The organism is Orrella sp. JC864 (genome assembly GCF_037026685.1).
Lineage (GTDB): Bacteria > Pseudomonadota > Gammaproteobacteria > Burkholderiales > Burkholderiaceae_B > Orrella.
This window is the reverse complement of sequence record NZ_JBANET010000005.1, coordinates 170,451-193,783: the sequence shown is the minus strand read 5'-3', so window position 1 is coordinate 193,783 and position 23,333 is coordinate 170,451. Positions and strand designations below refer to the sequence as shown.

20 protein-coding genes are annotated in these 23,333 nt (G+C 61.2%); 19 read left to right on the top strand and 1 reads right to left on the bottom strand.

Going from position 1 to position 23,333, the window contains the following annotated elements:
- Positions 1-262: 262 nt before the first annotated feature.
- From rfbB to V8Z80_RS07090, 18 genes are all read left to right on the top strand, one after another.
- The gene (gene rfbB, locus V8Z80_RS07175; RefSeq protein ID WP_336061515.1) at positions 263-1,324 is read left to right on the top strand and encodes a dTDP-glucose 4,6-dehydratase; all 1,062 of its coding nucleotides are present in this window, start codon (positions 263-265) and stop codon (positions 1,322-1,324) included.
- Entirely contained in the window at positions 1,312-2,235 is a 924-nt protein-coding gene (gene rfbD, locus V8Z80_RS07170; RefSeq protein ID WP_442951952.1) for a dTDP-4-dehydrorhamnose reductase, read from the top strand. The genes rfbB and rfbD overlap by 13 nt, the downstream gene beginning before the upstream one ends.
- Positions 2,236-2,278: 43 nt before the next feature.
- Positions 2,279-3,166, top strand: a complete 888-nt coding sequence (rfbA, locus tag V8Z80_RS07165) for a glucose-1-phosphate thymidylyltransferase RfbA (protein ID WP_336061513.1) — start codon at positions 2,279-2,281, stop codon at positions 3,164-3,166.
- Positions 3,163-3,729, top strand: a complete 567-nt coding sequence (gene rfbC, locus V8Z80_RS07160) for a dTDP-4-dehydrorhamnose 3,5-epimerase (protein WP_336061512.1) — start codon at positions 3,163-3,165, stop codon at positions 3,727-3,729. The genes rfbA and rfbC overlap by 4 nt, the downstream gene beginning before the upstream one ends.
- Before the next feature lie 7 nt (positions 3,730-3,736).
- Entirely contained in the window at positions 3,737-5,278 is a 1,542-nt protein-coding gene (locus V8Z80_RS07155) for a DUF1800 domain-containing protein (protein ID WP_336061511.1), read from the top strand.
- Positions 5,279-5,287: 9 nt separating this feature from the next.
- Complete coding sequence (locus V8Z80_RS07150; RefSeq protein WP_336061510.1) at positions 5,288-6,469, top strand: DUF1501 domain-containing protein; 1,182 nt, start codon at positions 5,288-5,290, stop codon at positions 6,467-6,469.
- A 48-nt stretch (positions 6,470-6,517) separates the two neighbouring features.
- A complete protein-coding gene (locus tag V8Z80_RS07145; protein ID WP_336061509.1) occupies positions 6,518-7,312 on the top strand; it encodes an ABC transporter permease in 795 nt (264 codons plus the stop codon).
- Positions 7,313-7,318: 6 nt separating this feature from the next.
- Positions 7,319-7,972 carry an ABC transporter ATP-binding protein gene (locus V8Z80_RS07140; RefSeq protein ID WP_336061508.1) on the top strand — a complete coding sequence of 218 codons (654 nt, stop codon included), beginning with the start codon at positions 7,319-7,321 and terminating at the stop codon, positions 7,970-7,972.
- A 17-nt stretch (positions 7,973-7,989) separates the two neighbouring features.
- Entirely contained in the window at positions 7,990-9,099 is a 1,110-nt protein-coding gene (locus V8Z80_RS07135; protein ID WP_336061507.1) for an ABC transporter permease, read from the top strand.
- Entirely contained in the window at positions 9,092-10,192 is a 1,101-nt protein-coding gene (locus V8Z80_RS07130) for a polysaccharide biosynthesis/export family protein (protein WP_336061506.1), read from the top strand. Before V8Z80_RS07135 ends, V8Z80_RS07130 begins: the two co-directional genes overlap by 8 nt.
- Positions 10,193-10,213: 21 nt before the next feature.
- The gene (locus tag V8Z80_RS07125; RefSeq protein ID WP_336061505.1) at positions 10,214-11,545 is read left to right on the top strand and encodes a UDP-glucose dehydrogenase family protein; all 1,332 of its coding nucleotides are present in this window, start codon (positions 10,214-10,216) and stop codon (positions 11,543-11,545) included.
- A 33-nt stretch (positions 11,546-11,578) separates the two neighbouring features.
- Positions 11,579-12,346: a hypothetical protein gene (locus V8Z80_RS07120; RefSeq protein ID WP_336061504.1), complete on the top strand. Its 768-nt coding sequence runs from the start codon at positions 11,579-11,581 to the stop codon at positions 12,344-12,346.
- A 32-nt stretch (positions 12,347-12,378) separates the two neighbouring features.
- Positions 12,379-14,643, top strand: a complete 2,265-nt coding sequence (locus V8Z80_RS07115) for a glycosyltransferase (RefSeq protein WP_336061503.1) — start codon at positions 12,379-12,381, stop codon at positions 14,641-14,643.
- 69 nt (positions 14,644-14,712) lie between these two features.
- Positions 14,713-17,925 (top strand): glycosyltransferase family 2 protein, encoded by a 3,213-nt coding sequence (locus V8Z80_RS07110; RefSeq protein ID WP_336061502.1) that lies wholly within the window; start codon positions 14,713-14,715, stop codon positions 17,923-17,925.
- Positions 17,926-18,088: 163 nt separating this feature from the next.
- Complete coding sequence (locus V8Z80_RS07105; protein WP_336061501.1) at positions 18,089-18,712, top strand: DUF2076 domain-containing protein; 624 nt, start codon at positions 18,089-18,091, stop codon at positions 18,710-18,712.
- A gap of 92 nt (positions 18,713-18,804) precedes the next feature.
- Positions 18,805-20,676: a potassium transporter Kup gene (locus V8Z80_RS07100; RefSeq protein ID WP_336061500.1), complete on the top strand. Its 1,872-nt coding sequence runs from the start codon at positions 18,805-18,807 to the stop codon at positions 20,674-20,676.
- Between the two features lie 60 nt (positions 20,677-20,736).
- On the top strand, positions 20,737-20,961 hold the full coding sequence (locus V8Z80_RS07095; protein ID WP_336061499.1) for a CopG family transcriptional regulator: 225 nt from the start codon (positions 20,737-20,739) through the stop codon (positions 20,959-20,961).
- A gap of 37 nt (positions 20,962-20,998) precedes the next feature.
- On the top strand, positions 20,999-21,307 hold the full coding sequence (locus V8Z80_RS07090; RefSeq protein WP_155192792.1) for a SelT/SelW/SelH family protein: 309 nt from the start codon (positions 20,999-21,001) through the stop codon (positions 21,305-21,307).
- A 20-nt stretch (positions 21,308-21,327) separates the two neighbouring features.
- On the opposite strand, the gene V8Z80_RS07085 is transcribed toward V8Z80_RS07090, so the two are convergent.
- Entirely contained in the window at positions 21,328-21,975 is a 648-nt protein-coding gene (locus V8Z80_RS07085; RefSeq protein WP_336061498.1) for an OmpA family protein, read from the bottom strand.
- Between the two features lie 336 nt (positions 21,976-22,311).
- Here V8Z80_RS07085 and V8Z80_RS07080 point away from each other — a divergent pair, with 336 nt between their 5' ends.
- Positions 22,312-23,313, top strand: a complete 1,002-nt coding sequence (locus V8Z80_RS07080; protein WP_336061497.1) for a Bug family tripartite tricarboxylate transporter substrate binding protein — start codon at positions 22,312-22,314, stop codon at positions 23,311-23,313.
- Positions 23,314-23,333 lie beyond the last annotated feature (20 nt).

The window sequence follows — 23,333 nt, the reverse complement described above, 5'->3', positions numbered from 1 at the left end:
GCAACATGAAATACCGCAGAGTTTGTGGACAAGTAACGAAAGAAATCGGGATCTACTGATATGCCTAGGAAATAGCCGGAAATGCTTCTTAAAATTTGATGATTTGATACTTTTGCACCGCAATAACGCGGTTACTTTTCCCCCCGGAGCGGTGCCCAAACACTACAATACCGACGGTTTATGCCGTTAATTTGAGCCTTTGGCCGCATTGCGGTGCCGGCACGGCTCTCTCGAACAAGCAAGAACACGCAAGCGAACAACCATGACCATCCTAGTGACCGGCGGGGCCGGCTTCATCGGCGCAAATTTCGTGCTCGACTGGGTCGCCCAGTCGAACGAGCGCATCGTCAATGTCGACAAGCTGACCTACGCTGGCAACCTGCATACGTTGGCCCCGCTTGCCAATCATACGCAGCACGCGTTCGTTCGCGCGGACATCGCCGACCGCGGGGCCATGGACAAGCTCATCGCCCAGTACCGGCCGCGTGCCATTGTCAACTTTGCCGCCGAGTCGCATGTCGACCGGTCCATCCTGGGCCCAGGGGAGTTCATCCAGACCAACATCATCGGGGTCTTCACCTTGCTGGAGGCGGCGCTGGCCTACTGGAAGGGGCTGGATGCCGAACCGCAGGCAGCCTTCCGCTTCCTGCATGTCTCGACCGACGAAGTCTACGGCAGCCTGGCGCCCGGCGCACCCGCCTTTACCGAAAACCATCGCTACGAACCCAATAGCCCATATTCGGCTTCCAAGGCCGCCTCCGACCATCTGGTCCGCGCCTGGCACCATACTTATGGACTGCCCGTACTGACGACCAACTGCTCCAACAACTACGGCCCGTACCATTTTCCAGAGAAGCTCATTCCGCTGATGATCCTGAACGCGCTGGCCGGCAAATCCTTGCCTGTCTACGGCGACGGCCAGCAGATTCGCGATTGGCTGTACGTAAGGGATCATTGCAGTGCAATAAGAAGAGTGCTGGAAGCGGGCGTCCCCGGGCAGACCTATAACATCGGCGGTTGCAACGAAAAGACCAATCTCGAAGTAGTCCGTACAATCTGCGGCCTCCTGGACGAGAACGCCCCGCGCGCCGACGGAAAGTCCTACTCCGAACAGATTACTTTCGTGAAAGACCGCCCTGGGCACGACAAACGCTATGCCATCGACGCCAGCAAAATAGAGCGGGAACTGGGATGGAAACCGGCTGAGACGTTTGAATCAGGAATCCGTAAAACGGTACAGTGGTACCTGGACAATCCGGGCTGGGCCAAGGATGTGATCAGCGGCGACTATCGGGACTGGGTCCACAAACAATACGGAACCTGATGACGTCCCTCCCCACGTTTCTTCTCATCGGCAAGACCGGCCAACTCGGCTTCGAATTGCAACGCAGTTTGGCCGTACTCGGCAACGTTGTCGCCCTTGGTCGGCAAGATGCAGACCTCTCACGGCCGGACAGCCTGCGGGCCGTCGTGCGCCGAGTGCAGCCCGACGTGATCGTCAACGCCGCCGCCTATACTGCCGTCGACAAGGCAGAAGACGAAGCGGAACTGGCGCAACTCGTCAACGGCAAGGCTCCGGGCGTCCTTGCCGAGGAAGCAGCTGCGCTGAACGCGCTGATGGTTCACTACTCGACCGACTACGTCTTCGATGGCCGCAAGCAAGGTCTCTACAGCGAAACCGATCCGACCAATCCCTTGTCCAGCTATGGCCGCAGCAAACTCGCCGGCGAGATCGAGGTACGAAGCGTCTGCCCCCGTCATCTCATATTCCGCACCAGCTGGGTGTTTGGCGCGCACGGCGCCAATTTCCTGAAAACCGCATTGAGACTGGTGCAACAGCGCGATTCGCTGAAGATCGTTGCCGATCAGCACGGCGCCCCAACCGCAGCAAGCCTCATCGCCGATATCACCGCGCAAGTGTCGTCCCGTTTTCTGGCAAACCGCCATGCTGTAACCGATTTTCCATTCGGTACGTATCACCTAGCAGCCGATGGCGAAACCACTTGGCATGGGTACGCCCTGATGGTTGCCACGCTAGCCCAACAGGCCGGCCTTCGGCTTAAAGTAGCTCCGCAGGCCATAGAAGCCATTCCAACCAGCGCCTATCCCTTGCCCGCTCAACGTCCATTCAACTCCAGACTGGACACACGCAAATTGCGCGAGAGCTTCCATCTGCATCTGCCAAGCTGGGAGACAGGCGTTCGCCAAGTATTTGCGTTGATCACGGCCGCCTAGGCGCGACCGCTATGCGCGCATTTTCCTCAACCACATGAACATCATGGCTAAACGCAAAGGCATCATTCTGGCCGGCGGCTCCGGGACTCGCCTCTACCCGTCCACCCTGGCTGTATCCAAGCAGCTGCTGCCGGTATATGACAAGCCAATGATCTACTACCCCCTGGCCACCCTTATGCTCGCCGGCGTCGTGGATATCCTGGTCATCAGCACGCCGCAGGACACACCCCGCTTCGAGATGCTGCTAGGCGATGGCAACGCGTGGGGGCTGAACATCAGCTACGCAACGCAAGCCAAGCCAGAAGGCCTGGCTCAAGCCTTCCTGATCGCAGAAGAATTCCTGGGCAACGCACCATGCGTTCTTGTGCTGGGAGACAACATTTTTCACGGCCACGACCTTGCGGAACTGCTGAAAAATGCCGCCGGGCAAGAGAAGGGGGCCACCGTATTCGCCTATCGCGTGCACGATCCCGAACGCTACGGCGTAGTCCAGTTCAACGAGCACGGAAAAGCCATCAGCCTGGAAGAAAAACCCCAGGAACCCAAATCGCACTACGCCATTACCGGCCTTTACTTCTACGACAACCAGGTCGTGGACATAGCCAAGAACGTGCGGCCATCCTCACGCGGGGAACTCGAAATAACCGACGTGAACCTGCACTATCTCCAGGCCGGTCAGCTCGATGTCCAGACCATGGGGCGCGGTTACGCCTGGCTGGACACCGGCACGCACGATTCGATGCTGGAAGCCAGCAATTTCATTGCCACCATCGAACGCCGGCAAGGCCTGAAGGTCGCCTGCCCGGAAGAGATCGCCTATCGGCTCGGCCTTATTGATGCCGAGCAATTGAGCACCCTGGCGGCGCCGCTGCAGAAGAACGGATATGGCCAATATCTTCTTAACGTACTGGCCGAACGAGTCTATCGATGAAAGTCCTCGATACAGCCATTGCCGATGTCAAGATCATCGAACCCGCAGTGTTCGGCGACGAGCGGGGGTTCTTCATGGAGAGCTTCAACCAGGCCGCATTCGAGCAGGCCATAGGACGCCCGGTTTCCTTCGTTCAGGACAATCACTCCCGTTCCCGCAGGGGAGTGTTGCGCGGCCTGCACCTTCAATTACCGCCGCACCCTCAAGGAAAGCTGGTGCGTGTGACCAGCGGTGAAGTCTTCGACGTGGCGGTAGACGTACGAAAAGGCTCGCCGAGTTACGGCAAGTGGGTCGCAGTGGTGCTCTCCGAACATAACAAGCGGCAGTTCTGGATACCCGAAGGCCTGGCTCATGGCTTTCTTGTCATCTCGGATACAGCCGACTTTCTGTACAAGACCACTGACTACTGGTTCAGGGACCTGGAGCGATCGATCGCCTGGAACGACCCTGAGCTGGGGATCGACTGGCCTGACTTGCCGCCGATCCTCTCGGACAAGGACCGGGCCGCGCCAATGCTGGCGCAGTTTGTTGCGGAATACGACGGGCAGCCAGCCCGGCCGTGAGATCGCCATGAATCCCGCTCGCCGCTTGTTCACCCTGGCATTGGCAAGCGCCTGGACGGCGAAGTTGCCTGTGGCGTGGGCAACGCAAGCCAATGATGCATCGTCGCTGAAATCGGACCTGTCCCTTCTGAACCGCATTTCATGGGGAATATCGAAGGACGACTTCCAGCGACTGCGCGCCGAGGGCAGAGACGCCTTCCTGGCTCGCCAGCTCAAACCCGACCTGCGCGTCTCCTTGCCCGAGGCGAGCCGCCGGCATCTGGCGTCGCTGGAACTGATCAACCGGCCAGCCGAGCAGCGGCTCGCCGGCTATCTGGAGCGCGAGGCCCGAATGCAGAAAATGCCTCGCGGCGAGAAACGGATGGCCGAGGGGCGCAGATTGAGGCAGGAAGTCCTGCGCGCCGCCGATCAGAGCGCACAGCGCGCAGTGATATACGCGATACACTCGCCCAACCAGCTCAACGAAGCCATGACATGGTTCTGGCTCAATCACTTCAGCGTTTATCGCAGCGTGCGTCTGACTGGACTGCTGGTCCCCGAACTCGAGGCTGCGGCAATCCGCCCCCGGGCACTGGGCAGGTTCCAGGATCTGCTGACGGCTGTGGTGTACAGCCCGGCCATGCTGTCCTACCTGGACAATGTGCGCAATTACAGAGGCAGTTCCAATGAAAACTACGCTCGCGAACTCATGGAGTTGCATACCCTTGGTGTAGACGGGGGCTATACGCAGAAAGACGTTCAAGAACTCGCGCGCGTACTTACTGGCTTTACCATTGACGATCCCGTATCGCGCAAAGCGGCGGAAAGAAACCCTGGGAGCCGGCCTCCCGTCAAGAACGGTGTCCAGGTGTTCTATCCCAGCCTGCATGACGATGCGCCGAAAAAGCTGTTGGGCAAAGAGATCCGCCAGGCAGGCCCGGAAGGCCTGACCGAGGCCCTGGACATTCTATGCGGGCATCCGGCCACGGCGACCTTCATTTCCCGCAAGATGGCAACATACTTTTTGCCGACCACACCCAGCGACTCCCTGACTGACAAACTGGCCCGACGCTTTGCTCAAAGCGGTGGGGATATTGCACAAGTGCTGGGCGCACTGTTCGACAGCGAGGAATTCCAGCTATCGCTGGCCCAAGGCAAGTTCAAGGACCCGGTGCATTATGTCTTGTCGGCGGTCAGGCTGCGCATGCATGCAGCGCCTGCCATCCAGGATGCCGAGCCGATATTGCGGGTGCTGGTCCAGGCCAACCAGGGCTACTATGGCAGGCCCACGCCTGATGGCTACCCTCTGATGCAAGCAGAATGGTCCGGATCCGGCCAGATGGCAGCCCGGTTGCAGCTTGCCCGGTCGTTGGCCATGGACGGACCACAGGGTATCTACGGCGATACGCTGGAGGGCAAGCAGCAGCCCATCAGCCTGAACGACGCGTTTTTCAAGGACAGCCTGCACGTTCTTTTCGGGAGCAAGACCCTCGATGTCCTGAAAGGCGCCAAAACAGCCAGGGAGTGGAATACTTACCTGCTGGCATCTCCTGAGTTCATGTATCGATAGGAGAGCTCAATGAATCGACGAGACCTTCTGCGCCTGCTGGCAGCCACCTCCGTCTGCGCGATCGGAGGCAAGCTCTACGCCGCGCCGACCGAAACCAAGCTGCTTGTCGTGTTTCTTCGCGGCGCCTACGATGCCGCAAGCCTACTGGTTCCAGTAGAAAGCGACTTCTATTACGAATCGCGCCCCAACATAGCGATTGCTCCCCCAGGCAAGGGTCAACGTTCAGCGCTGCCGCTGGACGACGGCTGGGGGCTGCACCCGGCGCTCTCCAAGAGCCTGCTCCCTTTGTATGAAAGGAAGCAGCTCGTCTTCGTGCCTTTTGCCGGGAGCCAGAACACTTCCCGTAGCCATTTCGAAACCCAGATGATCATGGAGCTGGGCGAGGCCAAGGACCGGGAAGCGATCAACACCGGTTTCATGAACCGGCTGGCGCAGGCACTGAGTTCCCGCAAGGAGCGCCCGGTGTCCTTCACCAGCAACCTGCCCACCATATTCCGCGGAGACCTGCAAGTACCCAATGTCGCACTGAGCGACAGCCAGAATCGATATAGCAACCGCCAGACCCAGGCGCTGCGGGAGATGTACGCAGCCTCGGACCTCGGCAACGAGGTGGAAGAAGGGCTTAGGCTGATGGGTGACGCGGGACAGGGACTACGCAAGGAAATGCGCGAGGCCAACGGCAACGCCATCTCGACCAGCGCGCTGGATCGGCAGATCGGCCGAGTCGCGCAATTGATGCGGGAAGAGTTCAGCGTCGGCTTTCTCGATATCGGCGGCTGGGACACGCATGTCGCCCAAGGAGGAGCCACCGGGGTGCTGGCGAGCCGATTCTCGCAACTGGGCAATGGCCTGCGCCACTTTGCCGAGCAAATGGGCCCGCATTGGGACAACACCGTCGTGATTGTCCTGAGCGAGTTCGGCCGCACCTTTCACGAAAACGGCTCCAAGGGAACCGACCACGGCCGGGGAACCAACTACTGGGTGCTTGGCGGCAAGGTAAACGGCGGCCGCCTCGCTGGCGAGCAAACCCAGCTCTCTGACAAGACCTTGGTCGACAAACGGGATTACCCCGTCTTGAATGAGTACCGTTCGGTGCTGGGCGGAATGTTCCAGAAGATGTATTCCTTGAACGCCGACCAGCTTGCCTCGATATTTCCAGGCAGCAGACCGGTGGACCTGGCCATCCTCTGAGCTGCTGCCCGTCCGCCCTTTTGACTAAGATTATCGGATCCGCAAATCTTGAAATTCCGGTCGCCAATAGACATTACTCGCTCGGTTATTTTTGCGCTGGTGCTGAGGGAAATGCGCACGCGCTTCGGCCAACGGCGCATGGGCGCGTTCTGGATGATTGCCGAGCCTTTGCTGCACCTGATCATGTTCACGGTGCTGATGGGCATTTTGCGCAACCGGGCTGACTTCCATGATATTCCCTACCCTGTATTCCTGCTGGTAGCGGTGGCGCCCTTCATTCTGTTTCGCGGCATCTGCCTGCTGGTCATGGAAGGGGTCAATGCCAATCGAGCCCTATTTGCCTACAAGCAAATCATGCCGCTCGATACCTTCATTGCGCGCGCCCTCATGCAGTTCTGCATTACCAGTTCCGTCTATATCCTGGTCACGGCGGGCTTTGCTTGGTACGGGTTCGATATGCGGATCTCGCAGCCGCTCGAATGGATGCTGACTCTTGCTGCGGGCATCGCGTTCAGCTTCGGCCTGGGCGTCATACTCGCCATCGTGACCAACGCGGCTCCGGACGTCCGCAATATCATCCGCATGCTATTCCTGCCGCTGTACTTCATCTCCGGGGTCGTCTATCCACCTTCCCACATGTCACCCGCCATTATTCCCTACCTGACCTGGAACCCCTATCTGCACATCATCGAGCTGCTCAGGACGTTCGTATTCCCGCACTACGAACCGATTCCGCAGACCTCTCCGGCCTATGTCTTTGCCTGCACGCTCGCGGCGCTGTTCATCGGTCTCGGACTGTACCGGGTCCGCAAGCTGAAGCTGCTTGCCATTACGGGGGTATAAGCCGCCATGTTCGAAGTCAAGAATCTGACGAAGTCCTACCTGACAAAGAGCGGGCGCAAGTATGTATTCCGAAACCTCAACCTTACCGTTCCCCCCAGGAAGAACATTGGGCTGATCGGCAGAAACGGCGCCGGCAAATCCACATTCATGCGCCTGCTTTCAGGCGTGGATGTGCCAGACTCGGGAGTCATCGTGACAGACCGGAGCATCTCCTGGCCTGTGGGTCTGAGCGGAGGTTTGCAGGGCAGCCTGACTGGGCGGGATAACGTCAAGTTTGTTTGCCGGGTGTATGGCCAGGAAGGACCGGACATGCGACGCATCGTGCAGTCCGTTATCGACTTCGCTGAAATAGGCCATTGGTTCGACGAGCCGGTGCGCACCTATTCGTCCGGCATGCGCTCCCGCTTGGCTTTCGGCCTGAGCATGGCCTTCGATTTCGACTACTACCTGATCGACGAAGTAATGTCCACGGGCGACGCCCAGTTCAAGGAGAAATGCAAAGAGGTTTTCAAGCAGAAGATTGCAACCTCCAACATATTCCTGACCACACACAACATGCGCGAGGTAGAGCGCCTTTGCGATATTGTGCTGCTCGTCCATGAAGGACAAATCACCATATACGACGATGTCAGCGAAGGCATCGCCGCCTACAAGGCCTAGCCGCCATACGTACACCCATGAAAAAACAGAACTCGCGCCGCAACAAACTGCTGTTCATATGGCTGGTGGTACTGCCAATGGTGTTGGCCATTGTCTACTACGCTGTTTTCGCGGTAGACCGCTATGTCAGCGTAGCGGAAGTCGTGGTACGCCAACCGGGGAACAATGCCGCCCCGCAACAGACGCCGGGATTGTCCCTGTTATTCAGCGCGCTCAATCCCGCCTCTCGGGAGGAAACCCTGTACCTGCGCCAGCATATAAGCTCGCAGGATATGCTGAATGCGCTGGAAAACAGGCTGCAATGGCACAAGCATTATGCTGGCCAATGGCGCGACCCGCTTTATTGGCTCAGCGAGGACGTGAAGCGCGAAGATCTTCTGCGTTTCTATCAACGCGTAGTGACCGTACATTTCGACGAGCTGACCGGCTTGCTGAGCATCGAGGTTCAGGCCCTGGATCCCGAATTCGCGAGGCAAACCCTGGCTGTAATCATTGAAGAGAGCGAAAAGTTCGTCAATGAGATTTCCCACAAGATGGCACGCGAACAGGTGCGCTTCTCCGAAACCGAGCTCGCCAACGCCCGGCGCAAGTACGAACAGGCCAGGCAGACGCTGATCGAGTTTCAGAGCGAGAACAACCTGCTTGACGCCCAGGCTTCCGCAGAATCGCGAGCCACTATCATTGCCGAACTGGAGAGCCAGGTTGCCACAGAACGGGCCAACCTGACAGGTTTGCTCTCTACGCTATCGCCAAACTCACCGCAAGTGCGCCAGCAGCGCATCAAGATCGCTTCCCTGGAAAAGCAGATCAGCAACGAGAAGCAGGTCCTGATTTCTCCCATGAGCGGCGAGCAATTGAACGTCGTCGCCGCACGCTATCGCAACCTCATCGTCGACTCGGGAATCGCCGAGGAAGCCTACAAGCTAAGCGTCGCGGCGCTGGACAATGCCCGAATCGAAGCAAGCAAAAAGTTGCGCACGCTTGTGACGGTGGTCAGCCCGAACACCCCGGAACTATCCATTTATCCCCGGCGGATATACAACCTCATCACCCTTCTAGTGGGCCTGCTGCTCGTCTACGGGCTGGTGCGCTTCATCATTGCAAGTATCGAGGATCATCGTGACTGAATCGAGCCTTTCAACCCCGCGTCTAATGCGCTTGCTGGCGACGATCGGCTGCGCGGCCGTCTTGTCGGGATGCGGCGGTTTTCTTTCGGGTGCCGGCCCCTATATGGGCTCCATCACCGCGGAACAGGGCCAAGACCCGCCCTACCGGCTGATCGACCTGTCGGCCAGCACCATCGGCCCGTATATGCCGCCGGCCCCGCCTCCTGGCGCAACCAGCGTGTCATCCACCACGGCGCCGACCGTGCGGCTGGTCGCCGGCGATGTAATCAAAGTGCTGATATCCGATAGCCCACAGCCCGACGCGCTGTTTGCTCCACTGGCCGCGGGCGGCACCTCCCTGGATGTGCGGGTGGAGTCGAACGGCGAAATCTCCCTGCCTTACGCCGGACGCATGAAGGTCGCGGGCATGAGTCTTAGCGAGGTGGAGAACAGCATTAAAACGCGCCTTAAAGGCGCGGCCACCATCGATCCCCAGGTGCTGGTCAGCTTGGTGGGCGATATTTCCGGCTCCGTGCTGGTCGCTGGAGCGGTCAAGCAGCCCGGACGCTTCTCGGCCCTGCAGGGGCCGCTGACATTGCTCGACGCGGTCAATATGGCTGGCGGCCCCATTTTGGAGCCGCATCTGGTCAACGTGATCGTACGCAACGGTTCGGAGATCAGGACGGTGTCGTACCAGGATCTGCTATCGGGCCAGAACACGCCCGTGCAGCCCCGCTCCGAGATCGTGCTGGAGCGGGCACGCAAGCGGTTTGTCGCGATGGGCGCGGTCGGTAGCCCAGGGCTGCACGACCTGCCGTCCCAATACCCCAATCTGTTGGAAACGCTGGGCGTGGTCGGGGGACTGAAGGAGAACAGCGCAAATCCTCAAGGCGTGTTCGTGTTCCGTTTGCAGGACAACGGACCGGACCAGCCCCAGGCCGAGGTCTTCCGGCTGAATATGCGGGACCCTTCCGCCATCTTCCTTGCCAGGCAGTTTCTCATCAAACCGGACGATGCGATCTACGTGACGAACGCCGCCGTCTATGAATGGCAAAAGATCATATCGCCGATCGTCCAGGTACTGGTCCTGGGCCGCACAGTCAATGGGTTCTAGACATAGGCCGAAGGGTTGCAAATGAAGATCAGTGTCGTGGGTACCGGCTACGTCGGACTCGTAACGGGCGCATGCCTGGCAGAGATGGGCAATAACGTCGTCTGCCTGGACTTGGACGCCGCCAAGATAGAAAAACTGAAGAATGGGGAAATTCCCATCTATGAGCCAGGCCTGGAGGCCATCGTCCAGCGCAACTTGAAGGCTGGCCGACTGCGCTTTACCACCGACATCGACGAGTCCGTCGCCTATAGCACGGTGCAGTTCATCGCGGTCGGCACGCCCCCCGATGAAGACGGATCGGCAGATCTCAAATATGTTCTGGCGGCCGCCAGGAATATTGCCGAACGCATGACCGATTACAAGGTGGTCATCGACAAGAGCACCGTACCGGTGGGCACCGCACGCAAGGTCGACGAAGAGATCGCCAGGACGCTCGCAGCAAGAGGAGCAGACCTGAGCTACTCCGTTATCTCCAATCCCGAGTTTCTCAAGGAAGGCGCCGCGGTCGAGGACTTCATGCGGCCGGACCGCATCATCATAGGCGCGGACGACGAACCGAGCCGCAGCCTCATGCGCGACCTCTATGCGCCCTTCGTGCGCAATCACGACAGGCTCATCATGATGGATGTGGCCTCGGCCGAACTAACCAAATATGCCGCAAATGCCATGCTGGCGACGCGGATCAGTTTTATGAACGACTTGGCCCTGTTTGCGGAAAAAGTCGGCGCAGATATCGAATCCGTCCGCGTGGGAATAGGTTCGGATGCCCGGATCGGTTTCTCGTTCCTGTACAGCGGTTGCGGCTACGGCGGCTCTTGCTTTCCCAAGGATGTCAAAGCCCTGATTCATAGCGGTCATGAGGTCGGCCATAAGCTGCGGATCCTGGAAGCGGTCGAGCAAGTGAACGACGACCAAAAGCGTCTGCTGGGCAGACGCGCCATCGCCAAGTTCGGCGAGGACCTTTCCGGCAAACACTTCGCCTTGTGGGGACTTGCCTTCAAGCCGAACACGGACGATATGCGCGAGGCGCCCAGCCGAGAACTCATCGAAGAACTGTTGGCGCGCGGGGCGACCGTGCGCGCATACGACCCCATTGCGATGGAAGAAGCCCACCGGCTGTTTGGAAAACGGATCTCCTATGCGGACAGCGCATTGCAAGCATGCCAGGATGCCGACGCGCTATTCATCGTCACCGAATGGAAAGAGTTCCGGAGCCCGGATTTCGATGCACTGTCCCGGCAGATGAAAGCGAAGGTCATCTTCGACGGCCGCAACCTCTACCCCCCCTCCGACATGGCCGATATGGGCTGGGAGTATTTGTCCATCGGACGACCCCGCCATACGGTGCACTAGTCGAAAAGAGCCATCCTTCAACGGTGATCCCTCATGACTAGCGAAGCCGACGCCTCGATTTTCCCATCTTCCCCGGCCCCGCCGGCACATCCTCCCCTTGCCGGGCAGCATGACGGGCAGGACGTGGCCGCTTTACAAGCCCAGATTCGCGCGCTGCAAGCAAGCAGCGAGCGGGCGGCTGCGGATATGGCCAAACTGGCGCAAGAACTACTGAAGGAACAAGAACGCGGCGCGCGCACCCAAGCGGCACTGCAGCGCAAGGAAGCGGAGTTTTCCAAGCAGCTGCAAACGCTGCAAGATCTGAACTCGGACCTGCAAGCCCAGCTGGAAGAGCGATTCAAGGAGCTTGCGGTCATGGCCAGACTCCTCGCGGCAAACCAGAAAGAGCCAGCCCCGCAGCCTGTTGCGGCAGCTGCCCCCGATCCGCGACCTGATCGTAAGCAAGAGCCTGACATATCCCTCGCCGCTCTCTCGGGACTGCTGGGCCGCCTGAGAGGCAGAAAGACCGCTGAGACGGCTGCCAGGCGATCGTACAAGGAAGTCGAAGCCCGCATCCGGCGTTCCGGGCTGTTCGACGAGGCCTGGTACTGCGAACAGAATCCCGACGTCGCGCGCGCCGGTATCGATCCTATCGCGCATTATGTGCGCCACGGCAGCCGCGAAGGGCGGGACCCCCGTCCAGACTTCAATACCCGAGACTACATGGAACGCCACCCGGAGTTGGAGCGAGACGGCGCCAATCCCTTCGACCATTACTTGCGCAACCGAGACTCCGACTTGTCTCGCGGCCGGAACCGCTAGCCGCCTGAACTGCCACAGTGAGAATCATGCAAATGTCCTCGAGCAACAATTCCGACGCCTTCGATGCCAGCTGGTATGCCAGGCAATATCCCGATGTGAAGCTGAGCGGGATGGATCCGGCTTTGCATTACGAACGCATCGGCAAACTCCTGGGGCGGCCGCCCAACCCGGCATCTGCCCGGCAAGCCCCCGTTTCGGAGAACCCCGCAGGGCCCGCCACGCCGCCCCCTGCCAGTGCCGCCACGCCGCCGGCGTCCGCGCGGCCCCCTAGTCAAGCCGCGCCCCGGCCGGCGTCGCATAAGGCGATTCGGGGGGGCTTGAACCTGGGGAAACCCGACAGCCCGATGGTCCGAGGGTGGCTGGCCAAGATTGGCGATGATTCGCCACGCTTGGCGCTGTTAAAGATCGGCAGCTCCGTTTTCAAGATCGAGTGCAAGAACTACCGCAAGGATCTGGTGCAAGCAAAAATCAACAAGGGTCACCATGCCTTCGATTTCATGCTACCGCTGGAGTTCATCGATGGCAAAGAGCATAGCCTGACCCTCGAAGACTCCGAAACCGGCAAGGTCGTGGCCACGGGCAAGGCCGCCTGGATCTCGACTCGAACCTACAACGATTTCAAGGGCTACCTGGCCGAATCCTTCGTAAACCCCACCGCATTGGCTCCGTTCCGGGAGGAAGACAAGAGGTGTTTTGCCGCGATGGAATGCGTGGCGCGGTCGCTCCAGCAGGCAGCGAGCCGGTTGCCGGAACCGCCGCTCTTCACTGTGGTGATGCCGGTTTACAACCGGATAGCTTGCGTGGATACCGCCGTGGCCTCGGTGCGTTCCCAAAGCTATCCGCACTTCGAGCTTCTATTGGTGGATGATTGCAGTACCGACGGTTCCTTTGAAAGATTGGAGGAGCTGGCGAAGGAGGACTCGCGCCTGCGGGTGTTCCGCACCCCCTGCAACTCAGGCGCATCGGCCGCCCGGAACCTAGCCCTGCGCAATGCCCAGGGCAAGTACATCGCCTATCTGGATTCCGACAATACATGGCAGCCTGGGTACCTGGGAGCGATGGCGGGCGCATTCGCGCGCTTTGCCGACGCATCCGCGCTATATAGCGGCCAGCTGCTCTATCGAGGTAACGCCGAGCATCCGTTCGCCGTGCGCTTCGGCTCGCTGAACCGATCGCTGTTGCTGAACCGCAACTACATCGATCTGAACGCTTTCTGCCATACGCGCGACGTGCTGGAAATCACGGGGGCGTTCGACGAATCTCTGCAACGGTACGTCGACTACGACCTGATCCTGCGGATCATCGATAACTGCACGGTCAGGTCCGTCCCTGTCCTGCTGTCGAACTACTTTTACGATAAGGCCGAGAACACGATTACCAACGACGCTCGCCATCTGGACCAGATTCATGAAATCCGCCGGCGCAGCATCGGTCGCATCGCAGCCCGCATCGACGGCAAGCCGCCGCAGGAGCCGGCGCCCCTGACCCGCAGGGTAAGCATCATTATCCCAAGCTACCAGGCGCCAGAGGACATTCGCGAATGCATCCAGGCGGTCAAGGCGCTGCCCTCGAACGAAAGCATAGACCTCATCGTCGTGGATAACGCCTCCGACCGAAACGTGGTGGACTACCTTTCGGAACTGGCCGAACGCGGTGCCATCAAGCTGATAGCAAACAAGCGCAACTTCGGGTTCACATACGCTGTCAATCAAGGCATAGCAATTTCGGACCCGCAATCGGATGTCATTCTCCTGAACAATGACGCGATTGTCAGCCGGACGGCGGTGGCCGCCATGCAGCACGCCGCCTACCAGCTGGAGCAATGCGGACTGGTAGTGCCGCAGCAAGTGCTTCCCGGGAAAACGAAGACCATCCAGGATCACGTCCCTTATGCCAATCCCGAACATGACTGCGACGTCAACATCTCCAGCCACCATGCCAACATCGTGAACCCGCCGCTGTTCCATGACGGCAAATTCCTGGAACTGTCCTTCGCACCGTTCTTTTGCGTCTACATCAAGCGCGAAATGCTGGACGACGGATTGTGGCTGGATGCCGAGTTCGGCCGGCACTATCGCTCCGATCGGATATTCTGCGACTACGTACGGCACATACGCAACCGCAAGATATTCCATGTCGCCGACGCCATCGTCTACCACAAGCTGCAGAAGTCCACGGACCTTCTTCGAAGCGACGCAGAAAAGGCCGGCGATTTCAATGCAATCTTCAAGAAGAACCAGTGGACGCCGGAGCTTGCCAAGGAACTGGGCTTCCGGACGGCCGCCTGGGACATCTAGGCAGCTATCTTTCTTTTTGCAACACAGCCGTTAAACTCGCGTGATTGCAAGCCCATCTGGTACTCATTGATGAACATAGGTTTCGTGACCATGCAAAGGAACGAGGAAGAACTCCTCGAAATCTTTTGCAAGCACTACTCGACCCTGACCTCTCCGGACCGCATTTTTATCCTTGACAACGGCTCGGATTCGGCAACAACGTCGAGGCTCCTGGCAGATGCTTCCCGCATGGGTATCAACGTGCTGTACGACTACGGCAGCCGCGACGATTTCGAACGCAAAGGCGATTGCGTGCGGGAAGTCATCGAGAACCACGGACTGCGGGACCGCTGCGACTTCATATTTCCGGTCGATTGCGACGAACTGTTGTCCCTCAACACGCCAGCCGGCTTCACGCTCGATGCCCGCTCGATACAGGAATACCTGAGCACGCTGGCTGACAGGGGCCGTGGCTTCAGGATAGAACATTGCCTGAACAACATCCCCCTGGTGCGGGATAGATTCAATCTAGCAGTCCAGAAGAAAGCCTTCTTCTCCCGAATCTCGCAGATCCCCTACCTCGACCTTGGCTTTCACCTGTTCAGGGAAGATGCCGAACTGGTCAAGACCGAATTGGCGTATGTGCATTTTCACAACCGCTATTTCAGCGACGTGCTGCGCAGTGCACGCAGCAAGCTGGGGTCTCGCATTCCGAACTTTGAACACGCCACCCTGGCAGCGCACAAGGCGAAAAGCGGCAGGGGCTGGCACCTGACCAAGTACTTCGAGATGTCGAGCACCGCCTATTACCGGACCAAGCGCCCGTCCGACCATTCGGTAAACATTGAACTAGGAGCCTACCTTGCCCGGTTTGGACTGGAACAGCCATATGTGAAGCCGCTGGAAAGCAGCGAGGAGGACATTTTCTGGCTGAAAAACCCCACCAATGAACAGCAGGTGCCTGGGGAGTTGCTGCAGCTGACCGGTTCATCCGGCGCCAAGCAGCGCTTCCTTTACTTTCTCTTCGGCGGCGACGCTCCGGGCTGCGTGAACGGCAACACGCCCTTTAGCGAAGCGCTCGGCTATGGCTGGGTCGGAAACCCGCCCAAGCACCACCGCAAACGGGATGTAGATCATCCTGTACTAGGCAGTTTCGTACTCAACTTTGCCGACCTGTGTTTTCGTTCGGTGCTGCCCAAGGGAACATACCGGGTTGCCTTGATCAGCTTCGACATTGCCTTCGATAACCATTTCGTAAGCCTCGCCGTTGGAGAAGCCAGCACACCCCAACGGCGTACCCAAAAAGGCCGGGCACTGCGGCTCTGCGTCGAGGTCAACCATGAGGGGGGCGCCATGGACATATGGATACGCTCTTCCGAACAAAACGTCGTCGCCAATGCGCTGCATATCGAGCAAATCGCAGACGATACGGCACAAGACAGACCGCTTGCGGATCCTTGTGCGGTATTCGAGGAAGTGGGTCCATTGACCATGCCGAGCAAATGGCCGGCAGCATCTGAGCCGACCAATCTCGCAGTATTGGCCCGCTATATATCCTCTTCGCCGCCGCCTTTCGGGGCCGGTGTGTCCGAGAAACAGTACCTGCAGGCCGTCCAAGGCATCGTCGAATATTATCTTCCGCACCAAAGCACTTCCGGCGCGATTATCGACCCGTATTTGAAACAGGAGCACCAGTATGCGACGCCTTCGTTCGCTGCTGCTGCTGCGGCACTGGCAGCACGGTCAGGCGCCAGTCACCTCGTTGAACCCGCCGCGCGCGCCTTCGAATGGGCCAGCAAATGCCTGGCCGAACGCAGGGCCGCCAGCAATCATGAAGATTTCTACCCGTACCTGCTGGCGAAGGCCTTGATCGAACTCAATGGACTGGTGGATCAGGAGCGTTACGCTTCATGGATCCAACGGCTGCAGAAGATCAACCCTTACAGCACCTATCGTGCGCCGGTGGGGGGCAGCGAGCAGGCGGGCCAGAACTGGAACATGATCGCATCGGCCGGCGAATACATGCTTTCCCGGCTGGGTGTCGACCATGGCGCAGATTTCATCGACAATTCGCTTGCCTTGCAAGGCCGTTTCTTCGAACCTGGCACCGGTCTTTATATGGAGGGACCGGTCGTATACGACATCAAGCCCCGGGTATTCTGGACGGATGGGCTGAGCGCCGGTTACGACGGTTTATACCGTCACGAACTCGAAGTCGCGCTTAAGAACGGCCTGATGTCCAGCCTTCTTCTGCAGTCGCCCTCCGGAGAATTGCCGCCGGGAGGAAGAAGCGGCCACCACACCTGGGGGGATGCACTGCAATGCGCGCTTTTCGAGATAGGCGCCTCGCTTTACCCGGCGGATCAGGATAACGCCGCGATGAGAGGCGTGCTTCGCGGCGCCGCCAAGCTGGCATTCGCCAGCGTCCAGCGCAACATCAAGGCCTGCGGCAACATCCGGGTGGTAAAGAACGATTATCCGGCCGAAAGCAGGATAGGCTTCGAGACATATACATCCGAATCGCACTACAACCTGTTTGCTGCCGCGATGCTAAGCGTGGCTGCCCGGTTTTCTTCCGATAATGGCCAGGTAGAGGCAATCACGCCTCCTGCCCTTGCAGGCTCGTATCTGCTCGACGCCCGGCGGGCGCTGGGCAGAATAGTGATGGCCCATGCAGGCTCCCAGGTCGTCGTGGATATCGGCAAGAACCACCGGCAGAACCCCACAGGCCTGCTCCGTGCATATATAGCCCACTCGGGGGGGGCCGTCGGCATTTCCGATGGCTTGGTACATAAAGCAGGCTTCGTGCAGGGCGACAACACCATCTTGGCATCGGCCGACGTGGGCTGGTGCTCGGACGAAGGGGAAACGACTTATTTGGCCCAGGTTCCCAGTCACGGCTTTGCGCAGGTGCTGTTACGCGACGGGGGCGATCACCCGGACCATCGCTCCGCCTGCCTATCCTGGCGGGTGAAGGGCCAAGCGAATACCTGGATACACCAACATATACAAGTCCGCCGGAACCGTATTTCGGTCAGATATCAGTTAGAGGGAAAGGGATCGTTGCGGGAGGTCCGGGTGCCGATCCTGGTCTCATACGGTGCCCAGGATCTCCCCTGGGAGTTCAATGAGCGCCAAGTACGAGTCGCCACGCCTGCCGGCCAGTACCTCGTTTCCCTGACGGGCAGCGACCACGCGCGCTTTCCCGAGACGCGTTACAGCCATCGGGCTGGAGAGGCGCGCCTATTATGCGGTAACGCAAACGGGCAAGAAGCGCTGGGATTCGAGCTGTCGCTTGCGTAGCGTGGGTACACACTTGACACAGCCGGCGCCATCGCCGTGCCCATCATCCGGGGTACCATCAAGCTGATCTTGCGGAACTCGTACCGCCTTTTTGCGGCCCAATGGAGAGAAGGCGCCGTGGGCGCCCCACGCAACACAATGCTTGACACTCAGGAGCAACACCATGCCCCTCACCCCCCAAGACCGCCAAGCCATCGAATCCGTCTTTGACCGTATCCAGCAGGTCGAGCGCCAAGGTTCGCCCCGCGACACCGAGGCCGAACAGCTCATCGAGCAGCGGCTGCAGGCCCAGCCGGGCGCGGCCTACTACCTGGCCCAGACCGTGCTGATCCAGGAACAGGCCTTGCAAAAGGCCCAGGAGCGCCTGCAGTCGCTCGAAAGCGGCCAGGGCCGCGCACAGTCCGCATCCAGCGGCGTCACCCGCCCATCCATACCCGGCATCGGCTCGCGGCTCGGGGCCAGCCAGCAGGCCGCCCCCGTCGCCGGGCCCCAGGGCGCGCCGGCATCCAATCTTTCCAACGCGGGCTTTGGCCGCAGCGCGGGCGCCGGCGGCGGCTTCCTGGCCGGCGCGATGCAGACCGCCGTGGGCGTGGCCGGCGGCCTGATGCTGGGCAACATGCTAAGCGGGCTGTTCGGGGGCAACGAGGCCCAGGCCGGCGAGGTGCCGCCCGGGACGGACGCCGCGCAGGACCCCGGCGCGGGCCATCCGGGCGAGCAAGGCCATGCCGACGATGGCGGGTTCGATGACGGCGGCGGTTTCGATGAGGGCGGCTTCGGCGAATTCTAGGACAGCACTACAATCGCCGGCATCGCAGCTTTGAGCGCCGCCGGGCGGTATCCAGGGCGTGCCCATCGGGGCATGCCCGCCGCCCTTTCATCATGACTCAATCCAAATCCGGCCTGGCCGCCTTGATGGTCGGCGCCATCGGTATCGTCTACGGCGATATCGGCACCAGCGTGCTCTACGCGCTGAAGGAAATCTTCGCGGCCGGCCACGTGCCGCTGACCCAGGCCAACATCCTGGGCCTGCTGTCGCTGCTGTTCTGGACCTTGACGGTCATCGTCAGCCTCAAGTATGTCGTGCTGGTGCTGCGCGCCGACAACCGCGGTGAAGGCGGCATGGTGGCCATGCTGGCGCTGGCCTCGCAATCGGTGCGCCACCGGCCCGCGCTGCGGCGCGCCCTGCTGGTGGTCGGCATTTTTGGCACGGCGCTGTTCTATGGAGACGGGGTGATCACCCCGGCCATCTCCGTGCTTTCGGCCATCGAGGGGCTGGAGCTGGTCATCCCCGCCACCGGCCCGCTGGTGGTGCCCGCCGCCGTGCTGGTGCTGCTGGCGCTTTTCCTGCTGCAAAAGCGCGGCACCACCGGGATCGGCAAGCTGTTCGGGCCGGTGATGCTGGTGTGGTTCGCCAGCATCGCCGCGCTGGGGCTGGCGCAGATCGCCCGGCATCCCGAGGTGCTGGCCGCGCTGAGCCCCCATCATGCCGCCGGTTTCGTCGGCAGTCATCCGGGTATTTCCTTCCTGGTGCTCAGCGCGCTGGTGCTTTGCGTGACCGGCGCCGAGTCGCTGTACGCCGACCTGGGGCACTTCGGCAAGCGGCCGATCCGGCTGGCCTGGTTCCTGGTGGTGATGCCTGCCCTGACGCTGAACTACTTCGGCCAGGGTGCGCTGCTGCTGGCCGCGCCCGAGGCGGTGGCCAATCCCTTTTTCCTGCTGGCGCCCGAGCCGGTCCGCATGCCCCTGGTGGCGCTGGCCACGCTGGCGGCCATCATCGCTTCGCAGGCGCTGATCTCCGGCGCCTTCAGCATCACCAAGCAGGTGATCCAGCTGGGCTACCTGCCGCGCCTGCGCATCCTGCACACCAGCGCCCATAACGTGGGGCAGATCTACATCCCCTTCGTGAACTGGGCGCTGTTCGCGGCCATCCTGGTGGCGGTGATGGTCTTCAAGAATTCCGGCGCGCTGGCCGCCGCCTATGGGGTGGCGGTGTGCGGCCTGATGTTCATCACGACGGTGCTGACCTACTTCGTGGTGCGCCACCACTGGCGCCTGCCGTTGGCCGTGTGCATCGGAGCGACCGGGCTGTTCCTGGTGGTGGATCTGGCTTTCTTGTCCTCGGCGCTGCTCAAGGTGGTGCACGGCGGCTGGTTTCCTTTCCTGATCGGCGCGGTGATGTTCGTGGCCATGCAGACCTGGCGCCAGGGCCAGGACGCGCTGGACGAGGGCCCGCGCAAGATGGAGGTGGACCTGCAGCCGCTGATCGAGAACCTGTCGGCCTTTCCGCCGGCGCGGGTCGAGGGCCTGGCGGTGTTCTTTACCGCCACGGCGGACAAGGCGCCTTCGGCCTTCCTGCACAATCTCAAGCACAACAAGGTGATGCACGAGCGCAATGTCTTCGTGACGGTGCGCTATCACGAGGTGCCCTGGATCGGCATGGACGAGCGCGCCCAGGTCAAGAGCCTGGGCCATCATTGCTGGCACGTGACGCTGAACTACGGCTTCAAGAACGACGTGGACGTGCCGCGCGACCTGGCGGCCGTCACCGAGTGGGGTTTCGATTTCGCCGACGAGGCCGTCAGCTATTTCCTGGGGCGCGACCAGCTGATCGCCCGCCCGCAAGGCAGCCGCATGCCGCAATGGCGCCGGCTGCTGTTCGTGCAGATGCACCGCAATGCCAGCGCGATGTCCGATTACCTGAGGCTGCCGGGCAACGCGGTGGTGGAACTGGGGGCTAAGATCGAGGTGTGAGGACGTTGTTTGCGGCCGGCCAGGCACGTATAGTCCGGCATATGCTTTGAGAGGCTTGGCATGTCACGAATCACGTTTCATCTCGACGAGGAAACCCACGCCTTGGTGCAACAAGCCGCCAAGGCAAGCGGCATGTCGAAAAGCCGGTGGGTCGCCGATTTGGTCCGCCGCCACGTTCATGGCACGTGGCCTGCCGCCGCCGAGAAGCTTGCAGGGGCTTTCCCCGATTTTCCGCTTCGGGAGAAGGCATCTTCAATCACGGATCCTATGCGGATCGGCTTTTGATTTTCATCCCTGATCGACTGGCACGCCACCACCCGCCATGACACCCCCCGCCACCCCGCCCCGCCTGTCCATCCACTACTGCACCCAATGCCAATGGCTGCTGCGGGCCGCCTGGATGGCGCAGGAACTGCTGTCCACCTTCGGCACCGACCTGGGCGAAGTGGCGCTGGTGCCCGGCACGGGCGGCATTTTTGAAGTGCGCTACGAGGGCCAGTGCCTGTGGGAGCGCAAGCGCGACGGCGGCTTTCCCGACGCCAAGACGCTCAAGCGCCTGGTGCGCGACCGGCTGGATCCCGGGCGCGACCTGGGCCACGTGGACCGGGACCACGGCCAGCCGGGTCCCTAGCCGGTGCGCCCGCCCGGCGCTTACTGCTGCACCGCGTACAGGAAGATCTCCACGCGGCGGTTGGCCGCGCGGCCCTCGGCCGTGCCGTTGTCGGCGATGGGATCGTTCGGCCCGCGGCCCTCGGCCATCAGCTCGGCCTGCGGCACGCCCTGGCGCGTCAGGTACTCGGTGACCGCGCGCGCGCGGTTTTCCGACAGCTTCTGGTTGTAGGCAAGCTGGCCGGTGCTGTCGGTATGGCCGACCACCTTGGCGCGTACCTGCGGATGCTGCTTGAGGGCGCGCGCCACGCTATCGAGCACCGGCAGCAGTTCGGGCTTGAGCGCGAAGCTGTTGGTGTCGAAAGAGACGTTGCTGGGGATGTTGACTTTCAGGGTGCCGTCGGGCTGCTCGATGACGTCGATGCCCAGGCCGGTGGCGCCGGACTGTTCGACGTCGCGCTTGATGCCGCCCCAGTTGTAGCCCACCACGCCGCCGGCGACCGCGCCGATGCCCGCGCCGATGGCCGCCGCCCTGGAGCTGTCGCCGATCAGCGCGCCCAGGCCCGCTCCCAGCGCCGCGCCGGCGCCCGTGCCGATGGCGGCGCGGTTCTGCTGTTCGGTGGCGCAGCCGGCCGCAAGCACGCCAACGGCGCAGGCAATGGTGATCTTGTTGAGTATGCGTCGATTCATCTACTTCTCCTTGTTCGGCGTATCCATGTAGCGGTCAGAGGGCGCTCGGCCATGAGGCCCTATTTTCCATGGTATCGGCCGCGCGCTGCCCAGTTGCAAGATTTTGTATGGTTTTGCGACATGAAGTCGTAAGTTCGGCGGCAATCGGCGCGCGCCCGGCCGCCGCAGGCGGCACACGATGAAAAACGATCATGCCGGCAGGCAAAAGTATCGTTTGCGGCCTGCCGAGCCGGCCTCCTAACGTAGCCCTTCCCACAAGAACGAAGCCGCTTGCCCGCCGCCGTGGAACTCGCGCGTGCGGCGCCGCGGCACGAACCAAAGCAAGGAGAAGACGACATGAAAAAGCCGCGGCATTGGCGGGCGGGCATCGCCTGCTGGATAGGCATGGCCCTGGCGGCCTGTAGCGGCGGCGCCCTGGCCGCGTATCCCGACCGGCCGGTCACCATGATCATCCCTTTTGCCGTGGGCGGGCCGACCGATCTGCTGGGCCGGGTGGTGGCCGGCAAGATGGGCGAGATCCTGGGCCAGCAGGTGGTGGTGGAGAACAAGCCTGGCGCGGGCGGCGTGATCGCCACCACCGCGCTGGCCCGGGCCAGGCCCGACGGCTATACGGTGCTGTTTCACGAGATCGCCGCCACCTTCGCCATCCAGCCCTTGCTGGAGCCGTCGCTGCCCTATGACGTGCGCACCGATTTCACGCCCATCGGCCTGGCCGCGCGCGGCTCCATCTTCCTGCTGGTCAACGAGGCGCTGCCGGTGAAAACCGCCCGCGAGCTGATCGAGCTGGCCCGCAAGCGGCCCGGCGAGCTGTCCTTCGCTTCGGCCGGCGGCATCGGGCAGCTGCCCACCCACATCGGGCCGGAACTGCTGCGCCTGCACCAGGACCTGGACATCCGGCACATTCCCTACAAGGGCACGGGGCCGGCGCTGGTGGACGTGGCTGGCGGGCGCGTGTCCTTCATCATGACCACCGGCACCGGCTCGGCCCAGGGTTTCCTGGACTCGGGCAAGCTGCGCCCGGTGGCCGTGACCGGCGCAAGCCGCTCGCCGGCGCTGCCGCAGGTGCCGACCTTCAGCGAGGAAGGCGTGCCCATCCCCGAGCTGGACGAGGGCACCGCCTGGGGACTGGTCGCGCCAGCCGGGGTACCGCCCGCGGTCGTCTCCACGCTGAGCCGGGCGCTGCTGCAGGCGCTGGATACGCAGGAAGTCAAGCGCACCTTCGCCACGCTGGACATCCGGCCCACGCCCAGCACGCCCGAGCAGCTGCGGGCGCTGATGGAGCGCGAACGGCGCATCTGGCCGCCGCTGATCGAAAAGATGAACATCGCGCCGAACTGAGGGCTGCGCGATCCGTTCAG